The sequence below is a fragment of the Thioalkalivibrio sp. ALJ16 genome, from assembly GCF_000377345.1.
GTDB lineage: Bacteria > Pseudomonadota > Gammaproteobacteria > Ectothiorhodospirales > Ectothiorhodospiraceae > Thioalkalivibrio.
Genome location: NZ_KB898037.1, coordinates 229365 through 252302 on the forward strand (window position 1 = coordinate 229365; position 22938 = coordinate 252302).

Below are 22938 nucleotides of genomic sequence, written 5' to 3' on the forward strand. Positions count from 1 at the left end.
ACCGGCGGTGGGCGACCGGGCTGCGGATGTGGGCGTGGCCGCTGGCGGTGGGGCATCGCGCCCCTGCCTTTGCCGTGCCACTGCTGTGGCTGACGGCAGCCCCGGCCCTGGGCGCGGACGATGTGCCCGTGCTGGACCCGGTGGAGATCACGGTGACCGCACCCAGGCTGGCCACGCCGCTGGCGGACCTGCCGGCGGCGGTATCGCGCGTGGACGAACGCCAGGCCACCGAGGGGCGCCAGGGCCTGCAGCTGGACGAGTCGCTGAACCGCGTGCCCGGACTGTTCGCCCAGAACCGCTACAACTTCGCGCAGGACGCGCGCATCTCCATCCGCGGCTTCGGGTCGCGGGCGCCGTTCGGGGTGCGCGGGCTGCGCATCCTGCAGGACGGCATCCCCGAGACCACCCCCGACGGCCAGTCACAGGTGGACGCCATCGACCTGCTGAACCTGCGCGACATCGAGGTGCTGCGCGGGCCCAGCGCCGCGCTGTACGGCAATGCCTCCGGTGGCGTGATCTCGGCGCGCACCCGCGACGGGCGCGACCCGAGTGGCTTTGGCGGCGGGGTGCTGCTGGGCAGCTATGGCTATCGGCGCGCCGAGGCCATCGCCGAGCAGGATCACGGGATCCATCGTTACTCCCTGACCGCCCACGACTTCGCGATCGACGGCTATCGCGACCAGTCCACCGCCGAGAAGCGCTATCTGCGCCTGCACACCGCCTCGGAGCTGGAGGCCGGGACGCTGAACTTCCACCTGCGCTACCTCGATGCCCCGCGCACCGACGACCCCGGCGGGCTCACGCGCGAGGAGATGCGCCAGAACCGGCGCGCCGCCGCGCCCCTGGCCACGGCGCTGGACAGCACCCAGGAGGCCGACCAGCTGACCACGGGGCTGCAGTGGGAGCAGCCGCTCGGGCCCGGCGAACTGCGCCTCGGCGGGTTCTGGACCCAGCGCGACTACGCACAGCAACTGCCATTCCCCGGCGACTCGCGGGTGGCCTACGAGCGGGACTTCTACGGCCTCAACGCCCTGTACGAACAGGACATCGGGCCGACCCGGGTGCTGACCGGGATCGACCTGGAAGAGCAGCGTGACGATCGCACCCGGCGCTGCGCCGATATCCAGGGTCAGGCGAACTGTCCGGGCGGCACCCCTTCGATCGACGACCTTGCGCTGGACCAGCGCGAGCGGGCGCGATCGCGTGGGGTGTTTGTGCAAACCGACACCGCGCTGGGGTCGGACTGGAACATGGTGCTCGGCGCGCGCCACGACCGTATCCGCATGTCCATCGATGACCATTTCTCCGAGCAGGTGGGCGAACCGGACCGCTCGGATGCGCGGACCTTCCGCGAGACCAGCGCGATGGCGGGGCTGATCTGGCACTTCCAGCCGGACTATCGCGCCTACGTCAACGTGGCCACCAACTTCGAGACGCCGACCTTCACCGAATTCGCAAACCCCGCTGGCGGGGGTGGATTCAACACCGATCTCGACCCCCAGCGGGCGCGCAGCATCGAGCTCGGGATCCGCCGCGAGACCGGTCGCCTGGCTTGGGATGCCTCGGTATACGCGACCCGCGTGCGTGACGAGATCGCCCCGTTCGAGGCGCCCAACGTGGACGGGCGCACCTTCTACACCAACGCCGGGCGCACCGCGCGCAACGGCTTCGAGCTGGCGGTCGACTGGTCCGCAACCGAGCAGTGGACGCTGTCCAGCGCGCTCAGCCTGAACGATTTCCGCTATCGGGATTTCGTGGACCAGCAGGGCGAGCGGCAGGACGGTAATCGGCTGCCCGGGCTGCCGCGCGAGCAGTTGTTCGTGGAGGCCGACTGGCGCCAGGGGCCTTACTTTTTCACCGTCGATGCGCTGTACACCGGCGGGCGCTATGTGAACGACGCCAACGACGAACGGGTGGGCGGACAGACCACGCTGAACCTGCGCGCGGGCCGCCACTGGCAGGACGGCAACGCCCATATCGAGGCCTTCGTGGCCGCGAACAACCTGCTGGACGCGGACCACGTCGACAACATCCGCATCAACGACGGCAACCGCCGCTACTACGAGCCGGCCCCCGGCCTGACCCTGATGGCCGGCATGCGCATGACCTTCGGGCGCTAGCGCCTGCTACCCAGCCGGGTCTCGCGTCTTCACTGGCAGATCTCCGCGAAGCGCATCAAGACAGGCCCGGCTAGTCGCGGCGCCCGGGCCCCTCGGGCGGTTCTTTCGGCTCGATCTCGTCGAGCCGCCCCTGTTCGATCTTGCGCAGGGTCTCGGCGTCGGTGGGGTCGTCGTCCTCCCAGGCGTGCCGGCGGTAGACCGGGAACGGGTCGCGGCGATAGAGGAACCAGCCACAGACCGCACCCACGACCGCGCCGAACAGGTGGGCCTCGAACGAGACCCGGGGGCCGCTGGGGAACACGCCCCAGAGCATGCTGCCGTAGAGGAACAGGATGATGATGGCCACCGCGATGGACAGCGCATCGCGGCGGCGGATCCCGATGACCACGGCAAAGAACATCAGCCCGTGGGTCAGGCCCGAGGCGCCGATGTGCGAACCCTCGCGCGCGAACAGCCAGACCCCCAGCCCGCCCATCAGCCAGATCAGCGGGAGGGCGGTGCGGGTGGCGCGTGGAAAGCCGTACAGCGTGAGCATGCCGAGCACCCACAGGGTCGGCACATTGGCGAGCAGGTGGCCCCAGGAACCGTGAATCAGCGGCGAGGTGATGATGCCCAGCGCCCCGACCGCGTCGCGCGGGATGATGCCCAGCCGCGACCAGTCCCCGCCGAACAGTTCGTGCAGGGCGTGGATCGCGATCAGGGCGGCGGCCCCCAGCATGGGCCAGAGCAGCGCTCGCCGTATCCGCTCCTGCTCGGCCCGGGGGTCGGCCGGGGGTGCCGGCCGGCGAAGATTCATCATGCGCCTAGCCTGCCATGCCCCGGCGCGAGCTCCAATTTCTCCGGAAGTCGGGCGTTAGTGCCCGCCCGGCCCCAGGTCGGCGCCCTTGTCGTGCTGCGCGAGCTTGTCATGGAGTTCGCCGCTCTCGCCGCGCGGGGCCTTCACCTCGACTTCCATGCCGTTGCGACGAAACTTGCCGACGACCTTGTCGATGGCGGCCACCGCCGAGCTGTCCCACAAAGAGGCGCGGGTCAGGTCGATCTCGATGTGGTGGATGCCCTCGCGGTAGTCGAAGCTGTCGATGAACTTGTCCACGGCTACGAAGAACAGCTGGCCGCGCACGGTGTAGATGCGCGTCCGGCCGTCCTCGGACAAGGCACTGGTGACCTCGACCGCCTTGACCATCTTGCGCGCGAAGAAGATCGCGGAGAGCAGCACGCCGGCGAACACGCCCAGCGACAGGTCGTGGGTGATCACGGTGGTGCCGACGGTCACGATCAGCACGGTGGCGTCGGTGCGCGGCAGCTTGTGCAGCGTGGTCAGCGAGCCCCAGTCGAAGGTGGCGATGGAGACCATGATCATCACCGCCACCAGCGCGGCCATCGGGATCATCGAGACCAGGTCGCCCAGGAACACGATGAAGATCAGCAGGAAGATCCCCGCCGACAGCGTGGACAACCGCCCCAACCCCCCGGACTTGATGTTGATCACCGACTGGCCAATCATCGCGCAGCCCGCCATGCCGCCGAAGCAGCCGGTGACGACGTTGGCGATGCCCTGGCCCTGGGCCTCGCGGTTCTTGCCCGACGGGGTGTCGGTCAGGTCGTCGAGGATGGAGGCGGTCAGCAGCGACTCCAGCAGGCCGACGATCGCCAACGCGAATGCGGTCGGGAAGATGATCTGCAGGGTCTCCCAGTTCAGCGGGATGTCCGGGAACAGGAACACCGGCAGGCCGTCCGGCAGCTCGCCCATGTCGCCGACCTCCAGGGTCGGCAGGCCCATGAAGTAGACCAGGACGCTGAGCGCAACGATCGCGACCAGCGGCGGCGGCAGCAGCTTCGGGTAGCCCGGGATCATCGGCAGGCCGTAGAGGATGAGCAGGCCGGCGGTGACCAGCGCCCACATGGTGGTGTCGCCGTCCACCAGGTAGGGCACCTGCGACAGGAAGATCAGGATCGCCAGCGCATTCACGAAGCCGACCAGCACCGTGCGCGGGATGAACATCATGTAGCGCGCGAGCTTGGCCCAGGCGAACAGGATCTGGATGATCCCGGTCAGGATGGTCGCGGCCAGCAGGTACTGCAGCCCGTGTTCCGCCACCAGCGTCACCATCAGCAGCGCCATGGCCCCGGTCGCGGCCGAGATCATGCCGGGGCGTCCGCCGGCGAAGGCGATCACCACCGCCATGGTGAACGAGGCGTACAGGCCCACGCTGGGGTCCACCCCGGCAATGATGGAGAACGCGATCGCCTCGGGGATCAGCGCCAGCGCGACCACGATCCCGGCGATCAGGTCAGCGCGGACGTTGAAGAACCAGACTTTGCGCTGGCGGGCCAGGAAGTCTTGTAGGGTTTGCTGCACGTGGGAATCCCCAATACGGATGCGCGCCGCTGTATCGACCGGGGGCCGAACTGACGGTTGAGCGAACAGGTGCCGGGGGGAACTCGCCCGTGTGACACCCCTGGCGGGCGCGGTTGCAAGCGGTCTGGTGCCAGTACAGACTGAAACCGCCGAAAGGGGGCGAAGTCTAGCACCTCGCACCACGACGCTGAACCGCGCGCCCCCTGTGGGGTCTCGCCGAGGCCCTTCCCACGACCAGCCCGACCACGACCAGTCCGAGGATCCCCATGCTGCAGCGCGTCATCATCGCCGTCGACTTCTCGCCTGCCTCCGCCGCGGCCCTGGCCGTCGCGCGGCAGCACTGCCCGGGGGCGAAAAAGCGCCTGCTCTACGTGATGAAGCCCTCGGACGTGGCGGGGCCCAGCGCGGCCGGCGCCTTCAGTGGCGCCGGCACCTCGCCGCTGAACGCGAAGGACATGCGTCACTCGGCGGAAGACCGGGTCCGCATACAGCTCGAGGCGTGGGCCGAGGCGGACGACGAGGTCGCCGTGGCTATCGGCAGTGCGCCGGAGGAGATCTCCCGCCATGCCGAGGAATGGGGCGCGGACATGATCGTGATGGGCACGCGCGGCCGCAGCCAGATCGCCAGCATGCTCTCCGGGTCCGCGACCGAGTGGCTGGTGCGCAATGCGCGCCTGCCGGTGCTGGTGGTGCACGACGTCCCGCTATCCGACGCCATGAAGGAGAAACTGCCCCCGGAACAGGCCGTCGACTGAGCCCGACGGTTTCGAGCCCACGGTTCTGTAGGAGGCCAGCCCTCTGGCCGATGGGGCGTGTCCGGCGCCGATCGCTCAAGGGGCGGCTGGGCCCCTGCGAATAGACGGGCAGGGGCTGGAGATCGCCACGGCGCTGCGCGCCTCGCGATGACGGGGCCGGTGGGTGGGCAGTGCGGGAGTCGTCAACCGCCGGTCATGGACATGAAGCGCATGACCTTTTCCGGGCGCTCGGAGAACTCGTGGCGCTCCGGCTTCAGGTTGATCGCCTTGATCACCAGTTCTTCCAGTTCCGCGTCGCTGCAGCCCTCGCGCAGGTAGGGGCGCAGGTTCAGGCTGTGCTCGTTGCCCAGGCAGGTGTAGATGGTGCCGTCCACCGACAGGCGCACGCGGTTGCAGGTGTCGCAGAAGTGCTGGGAGATCGGGGTGATGAAGCCGATGCGCACGTCGGTATCCGGGATCTTCATGTAGCGTGCCGGGCCGCCGCCGGGCATCACGCCGGGGACGAGGTTGTAGCGCTGCTCCAGACGGGCGCGCACATCCTGCAGGTTCACGTAGTGCCCCTCCTTCGCCACGCGCCCGGTATCGCCCATCGGCATGGTCTCGATGAAGCGCAGGGTGAAGCCGTGCTCGATGCAGAAGTCGACCATGTCCTCGACCTCCGGCTCGTTGATCCCGCCCATTACCACCATGTTGATCTTGACCGGGTTCAGGCCGGCGGCCTTGGAGGCCATCAGCCCGTCCAGCACCTTCTCCAGCTTGCCGCCGGTGATCTCCTTGAAGACCTCGGGTTTGAGCGAGTCCAGGCTGACGTTGATGCGGGCGACCCCGGCATCCTTCAGCTCCTGGGCGTGGCGCGCCATGCGCGTGGCATTGGTGGACAGCGAGATGTCGTCGATGCCGGGCAGGGCGTTCAGGCGCGCGGCCAGGTCCGGGAGGTTCTTGCGGACCAGCGGCTCGCCGCCGGTCAGACGCACGCGGCGGGTGCCCAGCCGCCCGAAGGCCCCCATTACGCGCTCGATCTCGTCGAAGCTGAGCCAGTGCTCCGGTTCCTCGAAATCCCGAAAGCCCTTGGGCATGCAGTAGAAGCAGCGCAGGTCGCAGCGGTCGGTGACCGAGAGGCGGACGTATTCGATGCGGCGGCCAAAGGCGTCAACGAGGGCGTTTTCATCCGTGGGGGTGGCGTGTTCCATGGCGTTCCGGCTCGTGTCTGTGCGGGGCGATATGTTCAGTCGTACACATCGTAGATCATTGTCGCGGAATTGCCACCCCCGCGAGCCCGCGTGCGTCGATTAACCAGACAATAAATAAAATCTTTAATAGATTAGGCGGGCTTATAAGCGAATAGAAAAGACTCGTTGGCACAAAAGGCGTGTGCCGTCCACAATACGCGATGCACAACTGAATCGAGATCACGAGGTCGCCCCATGAGCGCGTTGCCCGAATTCGAGAACCACGGCAAGCAGGAGATCAAGTACTCCACCTGCTATATGTGTGCCTGCCGCTGTGGCATCAAGGTTACCGTGGAGGACAACAAGGTCCGCTACATCCAGGGGAACCGGCACCACCCGATCAACAAGGGCGTGCTCTGCGCCAAGGGCAATGCCGGCATCATGAAGCAGCAGTCCCCGGCGCGCCTGCACCAGCCGATGCGCCGCAAGCCGGGCACCGAGCGCGGTGCCGGCGAGTTCGAGCCGATCTCCTGGGACGAGGCGATCGACACCCTGTCCGCGCGTCTGCAGAAGATCCGCGAGACCGACCCGCGCAAGCTGGCGTTTTTCACCGGGCGTGACCAGATGCAGGCCCTGACCGGTCTGTGGGCGACCCAGTTCGGCACCTACAACTGGGCGGCCCACGGCGGCTTCTGCTCGGTGAACATGGCCGCCGGCGGCCTGTACACCACCGGCTTCGCCTTCTGGGAGTTCGGCGACCCGGACTGGGACCGCACCAAGTACCACATGCTGTGGGGCGTGGCGGAAGACCATGCCTCCAACCCGATCAAAATCGGGCTGGAAAAGCTCAAGCGTCGCGGCGGCAAGTTCGTTGCGATCAACCCGGTGCGCACCGGCTACCAGGCGATCGCCGACGAGTGGGTGGGTATCAAGCCCGGTACCGACGGTCTGTTCGCGCTGTCGATGCTGCACGTGCTGCTGAAGAACGACCAGTTCGACTGGGACTTCCTGGTGCGCTACACCAACGCCACCCAGCTGGTGGTACAGACCCCGGGGCAGAAGGGCGATGGCCTGATCCTGCGTGACGAGGCCGGCAACCCGCTGGTCTGGGAGCTGGAGAAGGAGGCCTTCGTCGACGGCAGCCAGGTGGACATCAAGCCGGCCCTGTTCGGCGAGTACACCGCGCCGGACGGCCGCCCGGTCAAGACCGTGATGACCCTGCTGGCCGAGCGCTACCTGAGCGACGAGTACTCCCCGGAGAACACCGCCGAGATCACGGGCGTGCCGGCCGAGCAGACCGAGCGCCTGGCGCTGGAGATGGCGCACGTTGCGTTCAAGGAAACGATCGAACTCGACATCGAGTGGACCGACTCCTGGGGCCGCAAGCACGACAAGGTGTTCGGACGCCCGGTGTCCATGCACGCGATGCGTGGCATCTCCGCGCACTCCAACGGATTCCAGACCTGCCGCGCGATCCACTTCCTGCAGATCATGCTGGGTTCGGTGGACTGCCCCGGCGGCCACCTGGCCAAGCCGCCGTATCCGAAGCACATCCCGCCGGGCATCAAGCCGGCCAAGGAATGCGCGCCAAACACCCCGCTGAAGAGCCCGCCGCTCGGGTTCCCGACTGCGCCGGAAGACCTGGTGATCGACGACGACGGCAACCCGTTGCGTATCGACAAGGCCTTTTCCTGGGATGCGCCGGTGTCCAACCACGGCCTGATGCACATGGTCGTGACCAATGCGGTCAAGGGCGACCCCTACCCGATCGACACGCTCATCTTCTTCATGGCGAACATGTCGTGGAACTCCACGATGAACACCACCGAAGTGATGGACATGCTGCGGGCGAAGGACGACAACGGCGAGTACAAGATCCCGTTCCTGGTGGTCTCGGACGCGTTCAATTCCGAGATGGTCAGCTTTGCCGACCTGGTGCTGCCGGATACCACCTATCTGGAGCGCTACGACACCATCTCCATGCTGGACCGCCCGATCTCCGAGCCGGCCGCGGCGGCGGATTCCATCCGCCACCCGATCCTCGAGGCTGATCGCGACGTGCGCCCGTGGCAGGAGGTGATGGTCGAGCTGGCCGGTCGCCTGAAGTTCCCGGCGTTCACCAAGGACGACGGCAGCCGCAAGTTCGCGGACTACAAGGACTTCATCGTCAACTTCGAGAAGGAGCCGGGCATCGGCTTTCTGTCCGGCTATCGCGGCAAGGATGGCCAGAGCCATCTGCGCGGCGAGCCGAACCCGAAGCAGTGGGAGGCGTACATCGAGAACCAGGGGTTCTTCATGTACCACCTGGCGCCGAACGAGCAGTTCTACCGCTATGCCAACAAGGACTACCTCGAACTGGCCAAGCACGCCGGCTGGGTGGGCAAGACCGATCCGATCACGATCGAGCTCTACTCCGAGACCCAGCAGCGCTTCAAGCTGGCCGGCCAGGGCCTGTACGACGGCCCGCAGCCGACCAAGCAGGAGCACAAGGATCGCCTGACCCAGTACTTCGATCCGCTGCCGATCTGGCACAAGCCGCTGGAGCAGACCCGCATTGACGAGGACGAGTACCCGTTCTACGCGGTCAACCAGCGTCCGATGTTCATGTACCACTCCTGGGATTCGCAGAATGCCTGGCTGCGCCAGATCTGTGCCCAGAACTACCTGTACATGAACCGCGGCAAGGCCGAGTCCATGGGCATCGAGGACCTGTCCTGGGTGTGGGTGGAATCCCACAACGGCAAGATCCGCGTGCAGGTCAAGCTGATCGAGGGGTGCGAGCCCAGCACCGTCTGGACCTGGAACGCGATCGGCAAGCAGAAGGGTGCCTGGGGCCTGAAGCCGGAGGCGAACGAGTCGCAGAAGGGCTTCCTGATGAATCATCTGATCAGCGAGCTGCTGCCGAAGAAGGGCGACCCGATCGACAACATCACCAACTCCGACCCGGTCACCGGGCAGGCGGCTTGGTACGACCTGAAGGTCAAGATCACTCCGGCCGCCCCGGGCGAAGAGGGTTCCTGGCCGCAGTTCGACGAGGTCAAGGCCACCCCGGGCATGTCGGCATCGCCGGACACCGGGCGCTACGCCGCGCACCAGCCGGTACACCTGAACCGCGATATCCGCGACGTGCTGACCCGCGGTTCGCTGGACGACGACAAGAACTGATCCGGCCCGCCCCGTGCCGGCCGGGAGCCGGCACGGGGCTGCCCGTACGACTGATTTGAGGGAGTACCAACCATGCGACTTGGACTCGTAATCGACATGGACACCTGTGTGGGCTGCCACGCCTGCGCGGTGGCCTGCAAGCAGTGGAACACCAGCGGCACCACCGGTCCGCTGAGCGACTATCGTCCCTATGGCGAGGACCCGAGCGGCGTGTGGTTCAACCGCATCCGCCATTACGAGGTCGGCGACTATCCGGACAACAAGACCGTCAACATCCCGATGTCCTGCATGCACTGCGAGCATGCCGACTGCGTGAACGTCTGCCCCACCGGCGCCTCCTACAAGCGCCCGGAAGACGGCATCGTGCTGGTCGACCAGGACAAGTGCATGGGCTGCAACTACTGCGCCTGGGCTTGCCCCTACGGCGCCCGCGAGCTGGATCGCGAGGACGGCGTGATGAAGAAGTGCACCCTGTGCGTGGACCGCATCTACGACGAGACCCTGCCGCCGGAAGAGCGTCAGCCGGCCTGCGTGATCACCTGCCCGGCCCACGCGCGCTTCTTCGGTGATTTCGACGACACGAGCTCCGAGGTCAGCCGCCTGGTGCGCGAGCGGGGCGGGGTGAAGCAGATGCCCGAGCTTGGCTACAAGCCGGTCAACACCTACCTGCCGCCGCGGGTCACCCGCCCCATCCCCACCGACGATGTGCGTGCCAATACGCTGATCAGCTCGGTGAAGGACTGGGTCAACAAGATGGTGGCGCGCTAAGCGCGCCCGATCGGGGAGAGAGAACCATGCATCCGGCGTTTTCCGTCATTCTGTTTACCGTCATCTCCGGGGCAGGCTACGGCCTGTTCATCCTGCTGGCGGCCTTCCATCTCGCGGGCATCGGCCCGGCCATGAGCCATGGCGAGCTGATCGCCCACGGTGTGGCGGCGCTCGGCCTGATCACCGTCGGGCTGATGCTGTCCACCGGGCACCTGGCGAACAAGAAGAACGCCTGGCGTTCGTTCATGCGCTTCAAGACCTCGTGGCTGTCGCGCGAGGCGGTGTTTGCCGTCCTGTTCTATCCGTTCGCCGCGATCTACGGCCTCGGCGTCCTGCTGCAAGGCAGCGAGATTGGCCCGCTGGCCGCCGTGGCGGGCGCCATCGCCGCCGTGCTGGCGCTGGTCACGCTGTTCTCGACCGGTATGATCTACGGCTGCCTGAAGACCATCCGCCAGTGGAACACGGCCCTGACCCCGGCCAACTACATCCTGCTGGGTGTGGCCACCGGGTCGGTTGCCTTCGCCGCCATCGCCAGCCTGTTCGGTAACGCCACCCCGATGCACGCGGGCGTGGCCATTGCGCTGCTGCTGATCGCCGGGATCCTGAAGGGGATCTACTACTTCTGGATCTCGCGCGTGACCGGCCCCACCATCAACACTGCCACCACCTTCAACCGCGCGACCGTACGGCTGCTGGATACGGGCCATACCGCCGGTACCTTCCTCACCGACGAGTTCGGCTACGACCCGAGCAAGAATACCACCGACACCCTGAAGATGGGCGTGTTCCTGCTCGCGTTTGGGACTCCGATCCTGGTGTTCGCCGCGATCCTGTCCGGCGTGCCGGCCATCGTCGCCTGGCTGGGGCTGGTCGCGGCCCTCACGGGGGTGGTGATGGAGCGCTGGCTGTTCTTCGCCGAGGCGAAGCACGTCGTGCGCCTGTACCACGGGGCCCAGCACACCTGAGCCCCGGCAGGCCTTTCCGCTATGCCGTGAAGAAACGCCCGCATTGCGCGGGCGTTTTTTTAGTGCTTGTGCTCGTCCTGCTCGCGCATGCCGTGCAGGATGAAATAGCCCATGTATCCGAAGAAGGCCACGATCCCCAGCAGGGTCACAATGGTCAGGATGCCGATGGGGCTCTGGAACATGATCTCGGTCAGCATGACAGCTCCTCCCTTGCCTGAGTGTCATCTACAAAGCTAGCGCCCTGCCTCTCCTAAATAGTTGATCTGCGTCAATTCCGCGAGCGGTCCGCGCCGATTCGCGCTGGTTGCGACCAGGACTGAGGGCTTTGCCGTCTGATCCGCGGCTTTCGGGGGAACTGCGCGCTGGCTCAGCCCTGCCGGAGTGCGTGGTGCAGCAAGGAGCGCGTCGGTGCGCGCGTCCGCCGTGCTTTGCGGGCCTCGGCTTGAACGGAGGTTCGAATCGGGCTCTCAGGCAGCCCATAACGCAGAAAGGGGCCACGAGGGCCCCTTTCTGCGTTATGGCGCGCCCGAGAGGATTCGAACCTCTGACCTCTGCCTCCGGAGGGCAGCGCTCTATCCAGCTGAGCTACGGGCGCAAGCGCTGCAATGATACGGGCGCGCGCGGCGGCGCGTCCAGCCATATTTGACCGCGGCGCTTGGTTTGTGGTCGTGCCCAGCATGATGCCCTATACTCTGCGCCCGATTTGCGTTTGCTGCGCGAGCGCGTTTGGCTAGGCACACCCCATGGCCATGCAAGGCCAGGATCTCGGAGGGAGAGAAGTGGGAAATCAACCGATCAAGATAGACACCGGGAACAAGGTGTTGCTGTTTATCGCGTCCCTGGCCCTGCTGGCCACGGTCCTTTTCCTGGTGTCGCAGCTGGCCACCTGGCTGGCCGGCATGCAGGTCTCCCAGCCCGATACCGTCAGCGAAGAGCGCATTGCTCAGCGCATCGCGCCAATCGGCCAGGTCGTGTCGGGCCAGGTGGATGCTGTGGAAGAAGCTGCGGATCTGAGTCCCGGGGACATCTACTCCAACGTGTGCGCGGCGTGCCATGACAGCGGTGCCTCCGGTGCCCCGATCACGGACGACACCGACGAGTGGAGCAACCGCCTGAATGACAAGGGCCTCGAGGGCCTGTTCGAGAACTCCATCAGCGGGATCGGCGCCATGCCGGCCCGCGGTGGCGATTCGAGCCTGACCGACGAGCAGGTGCAGGAAGTTGTTGCTTACATGCTCGACCAGGCGGGCGTCGACCACGACTACGAAGGTAGCGGCGACAGCAACGGCAACGACGAGGCCGCCGAGGGCGAAGAGCCGGTTGCGACCACCGAGACCGGCGAGGCGGCTGCCGAAGAGGAGGCCGAGGCCGTGGCTGCGATCGCGGTTGACGAAGGGGATGCGGAGCGCGGTCAGTCCCGCTACAACACTTGCGTAGCCTGCCATGGTGCCCAGGGGCAGGGCACCCCGGTGTTCCCGGCGCTGGCCGGCCGTGATGCCGAATACATCGCCGACAAGCTGGTGCGCTACCGTGCCGGCGAGACGGTGGGTGACCAGACGGCCCTGATGGCGCCGAATGCCGCCAATCTGTCGGATCAGGACATCGCCGACCTGGCCGTCTACGTGGCGAGCTTCGAAGACTAGGGCACCGCTAAACCGGCCGCCCTCCAGAACCCCGCCCGGCTCGCCCGGGCGGGGTTTTTTGTGTGTCCGGCATGCCCCGGTGCGTTACTGGGTGCGCCAGTGATCCAGAGCGCGATAGCTCAGTGCCTCGGTGAGGTGCGCGGTCGTGATCGTCTGCGCGCCTCCGAGGTCCGCGATGGAGCGCGCCACTCGCAACACGCGGTGGTAGGACCGGGCCGAGAGCCGGAACCGTTCGGCCGCGCGATCAAGCAACTCGCGGTCGCGTGGGCCCAGTGCCGCGTGCTGTTCCAGGTCCTTGCCCTGAAGCGCGCGGTTCAGGGCCCCCTGGCGCTCCTTCTGCACGTCACGGGCCCGCGCAACGCGGGCCGCCACGGTGGCCGAGTCCTCCGCGGGCGCTGCATCCGCGGCGAGGTCCGCCGGCGGGATGCGCGGCACCTCGATGGCCAGGTCGATCCGGTCGAGCAGGGGCGCCGACAGGCGTCTGCGGTGCCGGGCGCGTTGTTCCGGGGTGCATTCGCAGCGCTCCGCCAGGTTGCAGTCGAACCCCTGGGGGCAGGGGTTCATCGCCCCGACGAGCTGGAAGTGTGCCGGAAATTCTGCCTGGCGCGCGGCCCGTGAAATGTGGATCACCCCGGTTTCCAGCGGCTCGCGCAGTACATCCAGTACGGAGCGGTCGAATTCCGTGAGTTCGTCGAGAAACAGCACACCCTGATGGGCCAGCGAGACCTCGCCCGGTCGAGGCGTGCTGCCACCGCCGACCAGGGCGACGCCCGATGCGGTGTGGTGGGGCGAACGGAACGGCCGCGCGCGCCAGTCGCCACGCAGATGCTGACAGCCGCGGAGGCTGTGGATGGCGGCTGTCGCCAGGGCCTCGTCCTCGTCCATCGGCGGCAGGATGCCGGGGATGCGGGCGGCCAGCATGGATTTCCCGCTGCCCGGCGGCCCCACCATCAGCAGGTGGTGACCCCCGGCTGCTGCGATCTCCAGGGCCCGCCGCGCCTGGTGTTGGCCGCGTACGTCCGCGAGGTCCGGGTGCGTCGGCGGCGCTGGCGCCGGCGGCGTGGCCGCGGACAGGGGCTCCCGTCCGGCCAGGGCGGCACATACCGTCGCGAGGTGGGCGGCCACACGGATGCGCGCGCGCCCGGCGAGCGCGGCCTCGGCGCCGTCCTCCGGATTCACTACCAGGCTGCGCTCGGCGTCCGCCGCCGCGAGCCCGGCGGTCAGGGTTCCGCCCACCGGCCGCAACTGTCCGTCCAGCCCCAGCTCGCCGAGGAATTCGTGCTGCGCCAGTGCGGCGGCGGGGATCTGCTGGCTGGCCGCGAGGATGCCCAGTGCGATGCCGAGGTCGAAGCGGCCCCCGTCCTTGGGCAGATCGGCGGGGGCCAGGTTGACCGTGATGCGACGGCGCGGAAACTCGAACCCGCTGGTCTGGATCGCGGCGCGCACACGGTCACGACTTTCGCGTACCGCGGCCTCGGGCAGCCCGACGATCTGGAAGGCCGGCAAGCCGTTGGCGAGGTGGGTCTCGATGGTGACCAGCGGGGCCTGGATGCCATCAATGGCGCGCGCGTAGGCAATGGTGACGGGCATCCGTGCCCCTCCGTTCGAGCGCCGGGCGTCCGTGCCTGGCGGGTAATTGCAGTGGTGTTAGCGTTCGCCGGTCGCGGCGGCCTGGCCTTCCAGCACGGCAATGCGTGCCTCGAGTTCGGCGAGACGTTCCCGGGTACGTTCCAGCAGCGCCACCTGGACATCGAAATCCTCACGGGTCACCAGATCCATGCGTTCGAATCCGCTCTGGAGCGATGACCGCACCTGGCGCTGGATGTCCTCCTGCATGTGCCGGACCGACTCCGGGAGGCTGTCGCTGATCCGGCGGGCAATGTCGTCGAGGTGTTTGGAATCGATCATGCTGCAGTCTCCTGGCGCGTGCGTTGTCCAGTCAGTTTAGCGTGTTCTACTGCGAGGCCGAGCGACCGCCATCCACCGGGATGACCTGACCCGTGATGTAGGGGGCATCCAGCAGCAGAAAGCGCACGGTGCGGGCGATGTCCTGCGGGCTGCCCTCGCGCTTGAGGGCGGTGCGTTCGACCATGGCCTCGTGCGTCCCGGCGTTCGCCGGGTCTTCCGGAGACAGGATCGCCCCGGGCGCCACGCCGTTGACCCGTACCCCGGGTCCCAGTTCGCGTGCGTAGGCCTGAGTCAGCGCCCAGAGTCCGGCCTTGGCTGCGGAATAGACCGGATAGCCCTTCAGCGGCCTGAGGGCGTGGATATCGACAATGTTGACGACTGCGCCGTGCGCCCGCTGCAGGGCCGGGGCGCAGGCCTGGGTGAGAAACGTCGGGGCCTTCAGGTTGGAGCCCAGCAGATCATCCCAGGCGGCGGCGTCGATTGCGCCGACCGGCGTGGCGTAGAAGGTGGAGGCATTGTTCACCAGAAAGTCCAGCCGCCCCCAGGCTGCCTCCGCTTCCCGCGCCAGGCGATTGATAGCCTCCGGGTCCAGCAGGTCCGCCTGGAGTGCGCGCGCGCTGTCGGGGCGCTGGCGTTCGAGTTCGTCCACCAGCGCATCCGCGTCGGCCCGCGAGCCACGGTAGTGGATCAGCACCCGCAGCCCCGCGGCGTGCAGGTCGCGCGCAATCGCGGCGCCGACGCGCCGCGCCGCACCGGTGAGCAGCGCCACCGGCCCTGCCGTATCGTCGTGGTCCACGTTGTCGTTTGCCTGGTCGGGCTGTGCCTGCGCCACCTTTGCCTCCGGGTTGATACCATTGCAGCGCCATGATGCCGCCGAAACCTAGCACAAACGTCCCCGACGATCCGGTCGCCGCCGCGGTGGCCGAGCGTCTGCATGCCTCCCTTGTACAGAGTGTCGCCGCCGCAGGCGGGTTCCTCCCGTTTGTCGACTACATGCAGGCGGCGCTGTATGCCCCGGGCCTCGGCTACTACGTAAATGGCGCGCACAAGCTGGGTCACGGTGGCGATTTCGTCACCGCGCCGGAGCTGAGCCCGTTGTTCGGCGAGACCCTTGCGACCTGGCTCGCACCGGTGCTGCGCGATGATCTGGGCGGGGGTGCGACGCTGCTGGAATTCGGTGCGGGCAGCGGGCGCCTGGCCGGCGACGTGATCGCCACGCTGCGCGAACTGCGCGTGCCCTGGCAGCGCTACTGGATTGTCGAGGTCAGCCCGGATCTGCGCGCGCGGCAGCAGGCGCACCTCGAGGCTACCCTTGCCGCCGACGAGTACGCGCGCGTGGCGTGGCTGGATCACCTGCCGCGGGCGCCGCTGCGCGCTGTGGTCCTGGCCAACGAGGTGCTCGATGCGCTGCCGGTAGAGCTGTTTCGCTGGCGCGAGGGGCGGGTCTGGCAGGTCGGGGTCGGCGTCGGGGCGGACGGGACGCTGACACTGGCCGAGCGTCCGGCCCCGCCGACCCTGGCGGAGCCGGTGGCCCGGCTGCAGGATGCCCATGGCCCCTGGCCCGAGGGGTATCTGTCCGAATGGCGCCCGGCCCAGGCGGCCTGGGTCAAGGGCGTCTCCGATTGCCTCCGTCAGGGTGTGGCCGTGATCGTCGACTACGGGTTCCCGCGTAGCGCCTATTACGCGCCGGAACGCCGCGAGGGCACCCTGGTGGGCTACTACCGTCAGCAGATGATCCTGGATCCGCTGGCCCGCCCCGGCCTGATGGACCTGACCGCGAGCGTGGACTTTACCGGCGTGGCCGAGGCCGCGACCGCGGTCGGGCTTGAGGTGCTGGCCTATGCTGGCCAGGGCGAGTTCCTGCTTGGGGCCGGGCTGCCGCAGCGTTTCGAGGCACGGGTGGGCAGTGGCGAGGACGCGCGGCAGACGCTGCAGGCGGCGCAGGCCGTGCGCATGCTGACCCTGCCGGGCGAGATGGGGGAGCGCTTCCAGGTGATGGCCCTGGGGCGCGGCTGCAGCCATTTGCCGCTGGATGGCATTCCCGACCGCCGGGGGCGTCTGTGAGGGCGCTGCATACCCCGCGCCCCGTCGCGGGATCCTTCCCCGTAATCGGTTCCGGGGGCATGCTGACGCCATGAAAGTACTGGGTATCGAGACCTCCTGCGACGAGACGGGCGTGGCCCTGATTGATTCCGAGCAGGGCCTGCTGGCGCATCGCCTGTACAGCCAGACCGATCTGCATGCGATCTACGGCGGCGTGGTGCCGGAGCTGGCCTCGCGTGACCACATCCGCCGCCTGTTGCCGCTGGTGCGCGCGGTGCTTGATGCCGCCGGTGTGGACGGGCGCGAGCTGGATGCGGTGGCCTACACCGGCGGCCCGGGCCTGCTGGGGGCGCTGCTGACCGGTGCCTCCGTCGCGCGCGCGCTTGCCTGGGGCTGGGGCGTCCCGGCACTGGCGGTCCATCATCTGGAGGGGCACCTGCTGGCGCCGTTTCTGGACGACGCAGGGTTGGAGTTTCCCTTTCTGGTGCTGCAGGTCTCCGGTGGGCATACCCAGTTGATCCACGCGCGGGCGCTGGGGGACTACGAACTGGTCGGCGAGAGTATCGACGATGCCGCGGGCGAGGCCTTCGACAAGACCGCCAAGCTGCTGGGGCTCGGGTATCCGGGCGGGCCCGCGCTGGCCCGTCTGGCCGAGCAGGGCGAGTCCGGCGTGCTGCGCCTGCCGCGTCCGATGCTGGACCGCCCCGGGCTGGACATGAGTTTTTCCGGTCTCAAGACGGCGGTGCTCACCGCGCTGAAGAAGCAGGCCTATCGGCCACAGGATGTCGCCCGCGCCTTCGAGGAGGCGGTGACCGATACCCTGGTGGAAAAGACCCGGCGCGGGCTGGAGCACACCGGTGCGCCCACGCTGGTGGTGGCCGGAGGCGTCGCGGCCAATGTGACCCTGCGCGCCGGGCTGCAGGCCATGGGCCGGCGCCAGGGGGTCCCGGTCTACTTCCCGCGCCCGGAGTTCTGTACCGACAACGGCGCGATGATCGCGCTGGCCGGGCTGCGGCGGCTGCAGGCCGGCGCCCCCGTGGACCGCGGGGCGCCGGTGGTGGCGGCGCGTGCGCGCTGGCCGCTGGCGGAGCTGGATGCGCCCGTGCCGGCCTGAGCGTTTCGGCAGGCAGGGGCACACATTTGCACACCTGTCTGCCGGATAGCCTGTCCGACCCGGGGCGGGCTGTCGGGGTGTGCGACCGTCACCTGCGTCTGGCAGGCCCCTGATCGGTGGGGGAGGCGTCTCCGGAAGGCTTGCTCTTCTGACCGATGCGTGACTCCTCGCCGCGCATCAGACGGCGGATGTTGCCATCGTGGCGAATGAACAGGACCACGCTCATCAGGGCCACGATGGCGCTGATCCAGTGATCCATGCCCAGCAGCACCATGTACACCGGGGCCATGCCGGCGGCGACCAGTGCCGCCAGTGACGAGTACCGCCAGATGGCGGCCACCAGCAGCCAGGTGAGCAGGACCAGCCCGCCCACCAGCGGGCTGATGGCGAGGATGACCCCGAGGGCGGTGGCCACGCCCTTGCCGCCGCGCAGGCGGTAGTACACCGGGAAGACATGGCCGAGGAAGGCGGCAAGTCCGATCAGGCCGATGGCCCAGTCGGGAAACAGGTCCAGTTGCAGGGCGATGAACACGGGCAGCCAGCCCTTGCCGACATCCCCGATCAGCGTGATGATGGCCGCCTTCTTGCCCCCCGAGCGCAGCACGTTGGTGGCGCCGGGATTGCCCGAGCCGGTCGTGCGCGGGTCCGGCAGGCGCAGCAGCTTGCTGACCAGAATGGCGGTGGAGAGCGATCCCAGCAGATACGCGATGATGATGCCGATTGTAATGCCCATGGACGGTCAGCCTGCCTGCGCGTGTTGGCGAGAGGATTCGGTCGCACATGATACGCAAGCTGCCGCCGGCCGGTCAGGGTGCTGACGTGACTCGCGCAGGCTCACCGGAGCCGGCCCCGACGCTGGTGCTGCTGCATGGCTGGGGGTTCTCCGGCGCCGTGTGGGCGCCACTGCGGGCAGCCCTGCCGCCGTCGGTCCGGGTGCTCGCTCCGGATCTGCCCGGGCACGGCGCCAGGCGGGGCGGGGCGTGCCTCGCGGACCCGGAAGCGGCGGCCGCGGCGGTGATCGCCGGACTGCCGCAGGGGGTGGAGTGTCCGGTCTGGGCCGGCTGGTCCCTCGGCGGGCTGGTGGCCCTGGCGGCCGCGCGCCAGTGGGCGGGCCCGCAGGGGCTGATGCTGATCGGTGCCAGCCCGCGCTTCGTGCAGGCGGACGACTGGCCGGCCGCGCTACCCGTGGCCGAGCTGGACGACTTCCGTCTGGCCCTGGGCGGTGATCGCCGGCGTCTGGAGCGGCGACTGGCCATGCTCTGCGCGCGTGGCAGCGCCGATGCCGCCACGCTCGCCCGCGATCTGGGCAGCCGGTTGCATACGGCGCCCGCCACGCCGGAGGGGCTGCGGGCCGGACTGGACCTTTTGGCGACGGCCGATCTGCGCCCCGCCTGGGAGCGGGTGCCGGCCCCGGTGGCGGCCTGGCTGGCGGCCGATGACGCGCTGGTGCCGGCGGCGGTCGCGACGCACCTGCGGGCGTTGCGACCCGACAGCTACATCGGCGGCGGGCCGGGTGGCCACGCCGACTGGATCGCCCACCCGCAGGCGCTGGCCGACTTTGCCGGTGCATTCCTTAACCAGTGCAGCGCAGGGGAACAGGCATGAGCCGACCCGACAGCTTCGATCTCGACAAGGCGCGGGTCCGCGAGGCCTTCGCGCGGGCGGCCGCCACCTACGAGGAACACGCCGTCCTCCAGCGCGAGGTGCAGGAGCGCATGCTGGGCCGGCTCGACTGGATCCGCCTGCAGCCAGAGCGCATCGTCGATCTTGGCTGCGGCACCGGCGAGGCCCTGGATCACCTGGGCCGGCGCTATCGCGGCGCGCGCCTGGCCGGCGTGGACTTTGCTCCGGAGATGGTCGCGCGGGCGCGTCGCCGGGGCCGCTGGTTACGCCGCCCGCTGGCAGTCTGTGGCGATCTGGAGGCTTTGCCGCTGGCGGACGCCGTGTTCGACCTGGCCGTCTCCAGCTCCGCCCTGCAGTGGTGCAGCGACCTGGACCAGGCCTTTTCCGAGGTCCGTCGCATCCTGCGGCCTGGCGCCTTGTGGATGTTCACCACCTTCGGCCCGGATACCCTGCGCGAGTTGCGCGCGGCCTTCGCCGCGGTGGACGGTGGCGGTGTGCACGTGAACGCCTTCATCGACATGCACGACATTGGTGATGCCCTGGTCCGCGCCGGCTTCGCCGACCCGGTGATGGATCAGGAAACCGTGACCCTGACCTATGCGGATCTGACCGGGCTGATCCGGGATCTGCGCGGCATCGGCGTGCGCAACGCCCTCGTGGGGCGCCCGTCGGGCCTGTTCGGGCCGCGACGCCTGATCGCGGTGGCCGAGGCCTACGCTCGCGAATTCGGGCACAACGGGCGCCTGCCGGCGAGCTGGGAGGTGGTGTACGGCCATGCCTGGGTGCCGGACGCGCCGCCGCCGTCGCGGCCGGAGGGCCGGGTGATCCCGGTGCAGCCGGTTCGTTGATCCAGATCAACGATTCCGGCCGTAAAGCCCTCGCTCGGACCCGGGTAAAAGATGTATCCTCCGGCTCAGGAAAAGTTCCGCCGGCGACGCTCAATATCCGAGTGACACAGGCGGTATTGGTTTTTTGTGGGCCCAGAATGGGGTAGAGTTCACGCCCCCGAACCATCGGGACATCCGTGTTCCCCGCAGCAAGGTGGAAAAGTCATGTCACAAGCAGCCACTACGGCGGGCGCCGCACCCGCAGCGTCAGTCGCTTCAACCGAGCAGTACAACTACGCGATCATCAAGCGTTTCGCGATTGCCGCCGTCCTCTGGGGCGTGTTTGGCATGGCCGCGGGGGTCTGGATTGCCTCGCAGCTGGCATTTCCGTTCCTGAATTTCGACATCGCCCAGATCACCTTTGGCCGCTTCCGGCCGGTGCACACGACGGCGGTGATCTTCGGTTTTGGTGGTAACGCCCTGTTTGCGACGTCCTATTACGTCGTGCAGCGCACCTGTCAGGCGCGCCTGTTCAGCGACTCTCTGGCCAGCTTCACCTTCTACGGGTGGAACCTGGCACTGATCCTCGGGGTGCTCAGCTACACCATGGGTATCACCCAGGGCCGCGAGTACGCGGAGTTCAACTGGCAGATCGACATCATCATCCTGGTCGTCTGGGTGGCCTACTTCGTGGTCTACCTGATGACCCTGCTGCGCCGGACCCAGCCGCACATCTATGTGGCGAACTGGTTCTTCATGGCCTTCATCCTGGCGACCGCCCTGCTGCACATCTTCAACAACCTTGAAGTCCCGGTCGGCCTCTTCCACCCGCACTCCTACCCTCTGTTCTCCGGGGTGCAGGATGCGATGCGCCAGTGGTGGTACGGCCATAACGCGGTGGGCTTCTTCCTGACGGCCGCGTTCCTCGGGATGATGTACTACTTCGTGCCCAAGCAGGCCGGTCGACCGATCTACTCGTACAAGCTGTCGATCATCCACTTCTGGGCGCTGGTGTTCCTGTACATGTGGGTGGGTGCGCACCACCTGCACTGGACCGCCCTGCCGGACTGGGTCTCCACCCTGGCGGCGACCTTCTCCATCCTGCTGCTGCTGCCCTCCTGGGGCGGCATGATCAACGGCATCATGACCCTGTCGGGCGCCTGGGATAAGCTGCGTACCGACCCGATCATGCTGTTCCTGATCACCGCGCTGGCGTTCTACGGCATGTCGACCTTCGAGGGCCCGATGATGTCCCTGAAGAGCGTAAACGCGCTGTCGCACTACACCGACTGGACCGTGGGTCACGTGCACTCCGGTGCCCTCGGCTGGGTGGCGATGATCTCCTTCGGCTCGCTGTATCACCTGATCCCGCGGCTGTGGAACGTGAATCTGTACAGCCTGAAGCTGGTGTACGTGCACTTCTTCCTGGCGACCATCGGGATCGTGCTGTACATCACCGCGATGTGGGTGGCCGGTATCGGTCAGGGCCTGATGCTGCGCGCCTTTGACCAGTACGGGAACCTGGCCTACACCTTCACCGAGTCGGTGGTGTTCCTGCACAAGCCGTACGTGGTACGTGCCATTGGTGGCGGGTTCTTCCTGGTCGGCATGCTGATCATGGCGTTCAACATCGCGATGACCGTTCGCTCGGGCATCAAGGCCGAGGCCCGCGAGGCCCAGGCCGCGTCCGCCGAAGCCCGCACGGCCTGATTAGGGAGAGACTAGATCCATGAAGCATGAAAGCGTTGAAACTAATGCCGGCCTGCTGATCATCCTTACCCTCGCGGTGATCAGCGTCGGTGGCCTGGTCGAGATCGTGCCGCTGTTCTACATCGACGACACGATCGAGGAAGTGGACGGCGTTCGCCCGTATACCCCGCTGGAACAGCGTGGGCGCGACATCTACATTCGTGAGGGCTGCTACGCCTGCCATTCGCAGATGGTGCGCCCCTTCCGCGACGAGATGCTGCGTTATGGTCACTACTCGCTGGCGGCGGAGTCGCAGTACGACCATCCGTTCCAGTGGGGCTCGAAGCGTACCGGCCCGGACCTGGCGCGTGTGGGGGGCAAGTACTCTAACGAGTGGCAGGTTCAGCACATGATCGACCCGCAGTCGCTGGTGCCGGAATCGATCATGCCGGGTTACCCCTGGCTGGCGACGACCCCGCTGGACTACTCCGATATCGATCGTCGCATGATGGCGCTGAAGCGTGTGGGCGTGCCGTACTCGCTCACCGACGAGGAATACCAGGCCAACGTCGAGAGGTTCGGCGAGCAGCACGCGCGGATGTTCGACATCCGCGACGCCGAGGACAACCTGGTCGCTCAGGCGCAGGCCGAGAACTTCGACGGCAATCCCGACGTGATTACCGAGATGGATGCCCTCGTGGCCTATCTGCAGGTACTCGGGACCATGGTCGACTTCAGCGAATACGACGACGGCCACTTTGCCGAATTCCGGTAAGGGAGCGCGGGTGCC

The 22938-nt window shown here is 67.6% G+C and carries 20 protein-coding genes and 1 tRNA gene; 12 read left to right on the forward strand and 9 right to left on the reverse strand.

The features are described 5' to 3' along the window. The first annotated feature begins 26 nt into the window (after nucleotides 1-26). Nucleotides 27-2120: a TonB-dependent receptor gene (locus tag D000_RS0101175; RefSeq protein WP_018871719.1), complete on the forward strand. Its 2094-nt coding sequence runs from the start codon at nucleotides 27-29 to the stop codon at nucleotides 2118-2120. A 70-nt stretch (nucleotides 2121-2190) separates the two neighbouring features. Here D000_RS0101175 and D000_RS0101180 read toward each other — a convergent pair whose 3' ends face one another. Together D000_RS0101180 and D000_RS0101185 are read right to left on the reverse strand one after the other, a co-directional pair. Continuing rightward, a complete protein-coding gene (locus D000_RS0101180) occupies nucleotides 2191-2919 on the reverse strand; it encodes a rhomboid family intramembrane serine protease (protein ID WP_026279668.1) in 729 nt (242 codons plus the stop codon). A gap of 54 nt (nucleotides 2920-2973) precedes the next feature. Continuing rightward, nucleotides 2974-4479: a SulP family inorganic anion transporter gene (locus D000_RS0101185; protein ID WP_018871721.1), complete on the reverse strand. Its 1506-nt coding sequence runs from the start codon at nucleotides 4477-4479 to the stop codon at nucleotides 2974-2976. 266 nt (nucleotides 4480-4745) lie between these two features. Between D000_RS0101185 and D000_RS0101190 the strand changes: the two genes are divergently transcribed. Then, nucleotides 4746-5234, forward strand: a complete 489-nt coding sequence (locus D000_RS0101190; protein WP_018871722.1) for a universal stress protein — start codon at nucleotides 4746-4748, stop codon at nucleotides 5232-5234. A 182-nt stretch (nucleotides 5235-5416) separates the two neighbouring features. Here the strand turns inward: D000_RS0101190 and moaA are convergent, their stop codons facing one another. Next, complete coding sequence (moaA, locus tag D000_RS0101195) at nucleotides 5417-6424, reverse strand: GTP 3',8-cyclase MoaA (protein WP_018871723.1); 1008 nt, start codon at nucleotides 6422-6424, stop codon at nucleotides 5417-5419. A 234-nt stretch (nucleotides 6425-6658) separates the two neighbouring features. On the opposite strand from moaA, the gene D000_RS0101200 reads away from it, so the two are divergent. From D000_RS0101200 to D000_RS0101210, 3 genes are all read left to right on the forward strand, one after another. Beyond that, nucleotides 6659-9568, forward strand: a complete 2910-nt coding sequence (locus D000_RS0101200) for a molybdopterin oxidoreductase family protein (protein ID WP_018871724.1) — start codon at nucleotides 6659-6661, stop codon at nucleotides 9566-9568. A gap of 72 nt (nucleotides 9569-9640) precedes the next feature. Continuing rightward, nucleotides 9641-10336 (forward strand): 4Fe-4S dicluster domain-containing protein, encoded by a 696-nt coding sequence (locus D000_RS0101205; protein WP_038047405.1) that lies wholly within the window; start codon nucleotides 9641-9643, stop codon nucleotides 10334-10336. 26 nt (nucleotides 10337-10362) lie between these two features. Next, on the forward strand, nucleotides 10363-11301 hold the full coding sequence (locus D000_RS0101210) for a DmsC/YnfH family molybdoenzyme membrane anchor subunit (RefSeq protein WP_018871726.1): 939 nt from the start codon (nucleotides 10363-10365) through the stop codon (nucleotides 11299-11301). Between the two features lie 59 nt (nucleotides 11302-11360). Here the strand turns inward: D000_RS0101210 and D000_RS14260 are convergent, their stop codons facing one another. Further along, nucleotides 11361-11498, reverse strand: coding sequence for a hypothetical protein (locus tag D000_RS14260; protein ID WP_018871727.1), 138 nt, complete (start codon nucleotides 11496-11498; stop codon nucleotides 11361-11363). A 321-nt stretch (nucleotides 11499-11819) separates the two neighbouring features. Next, nucleotides 11820-11896: transfer RNA gene (locus D000_RS0101220), tRNA-Arg, on the reverse strand. 184 nt (nucleotides 11897-12080) lie between these two features. Here D000_RS0101220 and D000_RS0101225 point away from each other — a divergent pair. Further along, nucleotides 12081-12944: a c-type cytochrome gene (locus D000_RS0101225; protein WP_018871728.1), complete on the forward strand. Its 864-nt coding sequence runs from the start codon at nucleotides 12081-12083 to the stop codon at nucleotides 12942-12944. Between the two features lie 84 nt (nucleotides 12945-13028). On the opposite strand, the gene D000_RS0101230 is transcribed toward D000_RS0101225, so the two are convergent. Genes D000_RS0101230 through D000_RS0101240 form a run of 3 tightly spaced genes read right to left on the reverse strand, consistent with a single transcriptional unit; the run spans nucleotide 13029 to nucleotide 15621 of the window. Beyond that, nucleotides 13029-14534, reverse strand: coding sequence for a YifB family Mg chelatase-like AAA ATPase (locus D000_RS0101230; RefSeq protein WP_018871729.1), 1506 nt, complete (start codon nucleotides 14532-14534; stop codon nucleotides 13029-13031). A gap of 57 nt (nucleotides 14535-14591) precedes the next feature. Beyond that, nucleotides 14592-14852, reverse strand: coding sequence for an accessory factor UbiK family protein (locus D000_RS0101235; protein ID WP_018871730.1), 261 nt, complete (start codon nucleotides 14850-14852; stop codon nucleotides 14592-14594). 46 nt (nucleotides 14853-14898) lie between these two features. Next, nucleotides 14899-15621 (reverse strand): pteridine reductase, encoded by a 723-nt coding sequence (locus D000_RS0101240; protein ID WP_026279669.1) that lies wholly within the window; start codon nucleotides 15619-15621, stop codon nucleotides 14899-14901. 95 nt (nucleotides 15622-15716) lie between these two features. On the opposite strand from D000_RS0101240, the gene D000_RS0101245 reads away from it, so the two are divergent. Together D000_RS0101245 and tsaD are read left to right on the forward strand one after the other, a co-directional pair. Continuing rightward, nucleotides 15717-16916, forward strand: a complete 1200-nt coding sequence (locus D000_RS0101245; protein ID WP_018871732.1) for a class I SAM-dependent methyltransferase — start codon at nucleotides 15717-15719, stop codon at nucleotides 16914-16916. Nucleotides 16917-16986: 70 nt separating this feature from the next. Continuing rightward, nucleotides 16987-18009, forward strand: coding sequence for a tRNA (adenosine(37)-N6)-threonylcarbamoyltransferase complex transferase subunit TsaD (gene tsaD, locus D000_RS0101250; protein WP_018871733.1), 1023 nt, complete (start codon nucleotides 16987-16989; stop codon nucleotides 18007-18009). 88 nt (nucleotides 18010-18097) lie between these two features. Here the strand turns inward: tsaD and plsY are convergent, their stop codons facing one another. Then, nucleotides 18098-18742, reverse strand: a complete 645-nt coding sequence (gene plsY / locus D000_RS0101255) for a glycerol-3-phosphate 1-O-acyltransferase PlsY (RefSeq protein ID WP_018871734.1) — start codon at nucleotides 18740-18742, stop codon at nucleotides 18098-18100. Nucleotides 18743-18789: 47 nt separating this feature from the next. Between plsY and D000_RS0101260 the strand changes: the two genes are divergently transcribed. The 4 genes from D000_RS0101260 (at nucleotide 18790) to ccoO (ending at nucleotide 22923) form a co-directional block, all read left to right on the forward strand. Then, on the forward strand, nucleotides 18790-19614 hold the full coding sequence (locus tag D000_RS0101260) for an alpha/beta fold hydrolase (protein ID WP_018871735.1): 825 nt from the start codon (nucleotides 18790-18792) through the stop codon (nucleotides 19612-19614). Further along, entirely contained in the window at nucleotides 19611-20480 is an 870-nt protein-coding gene (bioC, locus tag D000_RS0101265; RefSeq protein WP_018871736.1) for a malonyl-ACP O-methyltransferase BioC, read from the forward strand. The genes D000_RS0101260 and bioC overlap by 4 nt, the downstream gene beginning before the upstream one ends. A gap of 204 nt (nucleotides 20481-20684) precedes the next feature. Beyond that, nucleotides 20685-22169 (forward strand): cytochrome-c oxidase, cbb3-type subunit I, encoded by a 1485-nt coding sequence (gene ccoN / locus D000_RS0101270; protein ID WP_026279671.1) that lies wholly within the window; start codon nucleotides 20685-20687, stop codon nucleotides 22167-22169. Between the two features lie 19 nt (nucleotides 22170-22188). Next, entirely contained in the window at nucleotides 22189-22923 is a 735-nt protein-coding gene (gene ccoO, locus D000_RS0101275; RefSeq protein ID WP_018871738.1) for a cytochrome-c oxidase, cbb3-type subunit II, read from the forward strand. Nucleotides 22924-22938 lie beyond the last annotated feature (15 nt).

What these genes read in the sequence shown, in the direction of transcription:
- D000_RS0101175 (WP_018871719.1), top strand. Translation starts at nt 27, where the DNA reads ATGTGGGCGTGGCCGCTGGCGGTGGGGCATCGCGCCCCTGCCTTTGCC.
- D000_RS0101180 (WP_026279668.1), bottom strand. Translation starts at nt 2,919, where the DNA reads ATGATGAATCTTCGCCGGCCGGCACCCCCGGCCGACCCCCGGGCCGAG.
- D000_RS0101190 (WP_018871722.1), top strand. Translation starts at nt 4,746, where the DNA reads ATGCTGCAGCGCGTCATCATCGCCGTCGACTTCTCGCCTGCCTCCGCC.
- moaA (WP_018871723.1), bottom strand. Translation starts at nt 6,424, where the DNA reads ATGGAACACGCCACCCCCACGGATGAAAACGCCCTCGTTGACGCCTTT.
- D000_RS0101200 (WP_018871724.1), top strand. Translation starts at nt 6,659, where the DNA reads ATGAGCGCGTTGCCCGAATTCGAGAACCACGGCAAGCAGGAGATCAAG.
- D000_RS0101205 (WP_038047405.1), top strand. Translation starts at nt 9,641, where the DNA reads ATGCGACTTGGACTCGTAATCGACATGGACACCTGTGTGGGCTGCCAC.
- D000_RS0101210 (WP_018871726.1), top strand. Translation starts at nt 10,363, where the DNA reads ATGCATCCGGCGTTTTCCGTCATTCTGTTTACCGTCATCTCCGGGGCA.
- D000_RS14260 (WP_018871727.1), bottom strand. Translation starts at nt 11,498, where the DNA reads ATGCTGACCGAGATCATGTTCCAGAGCCCCATCGGCATCCTGACCATT.
- D000_RS0101230 (WP_018871729.1), bottom strand. Translation starts at nt 14,534, where the DNA reads ATGCCCGTCACCATTGCCTACGCGCGCGCCATTGATGGCATCCAGGCC.
- D000_RS0101235 (WP_018871730.1), bottom strand. Translation starts at nt 14,852, where the DNA reads ATGATCGATTCCAAACACCTCGACGACATTGCCCGCCGGATCAGCGAC.
- D000_RS0101245 (WP_018871732.1), top strand. Translation starts at nt 15,717, where the DNA reads ATGATGCCGCCGAAACCTAGCACAAACGTCCCCGACGATCCGGTCGCC.
- tsaD (WP_018871733.1), top strand. Translation starts at nt 16,987, where the DNA reads ATGAAAGTACTGGGTATCGAGACCTCCTGCGACGAGACGGGCGTGGCC.
- plsY (WP_018871734.1), bottom strand. Translation starts at nt 18,742, where the DNA reads ATGGGCATTACAATCGGCATCATCATCGCGTATCTGCTGGGATCGCTC.
- D000_RS0101260 (WP_018871735.1), top strand. Translation starts at nt 18,790, where the DNA reads ATGATACGCAAGCTGCCGCCGGCCGGTCAGGGTGCTGACGTGACTCGC.
- bioC (WP_018871736.1), top strand. Translation starts at nt 19,611, where the DNA reads ATGAGCCGACCCGACAGCTTCGATCTCGACAAGGCGCGGGTCCGCGAG.
- ccoN (WP_026279671.1), top strand. Translation starts at nt 20,685, where the DNA reads ATGTCACAAGCAGCCACTACGGCGGGCGCCGCACCCGCAGCGTCAGTC.
- ccoO (WP_018871738.1), top strand. Translation starts at nt 22,189, where the DNA reads ATGAAGCATGAAAGCGTTGAAACTAATGCCGGCCTGCTGATCATCCTT.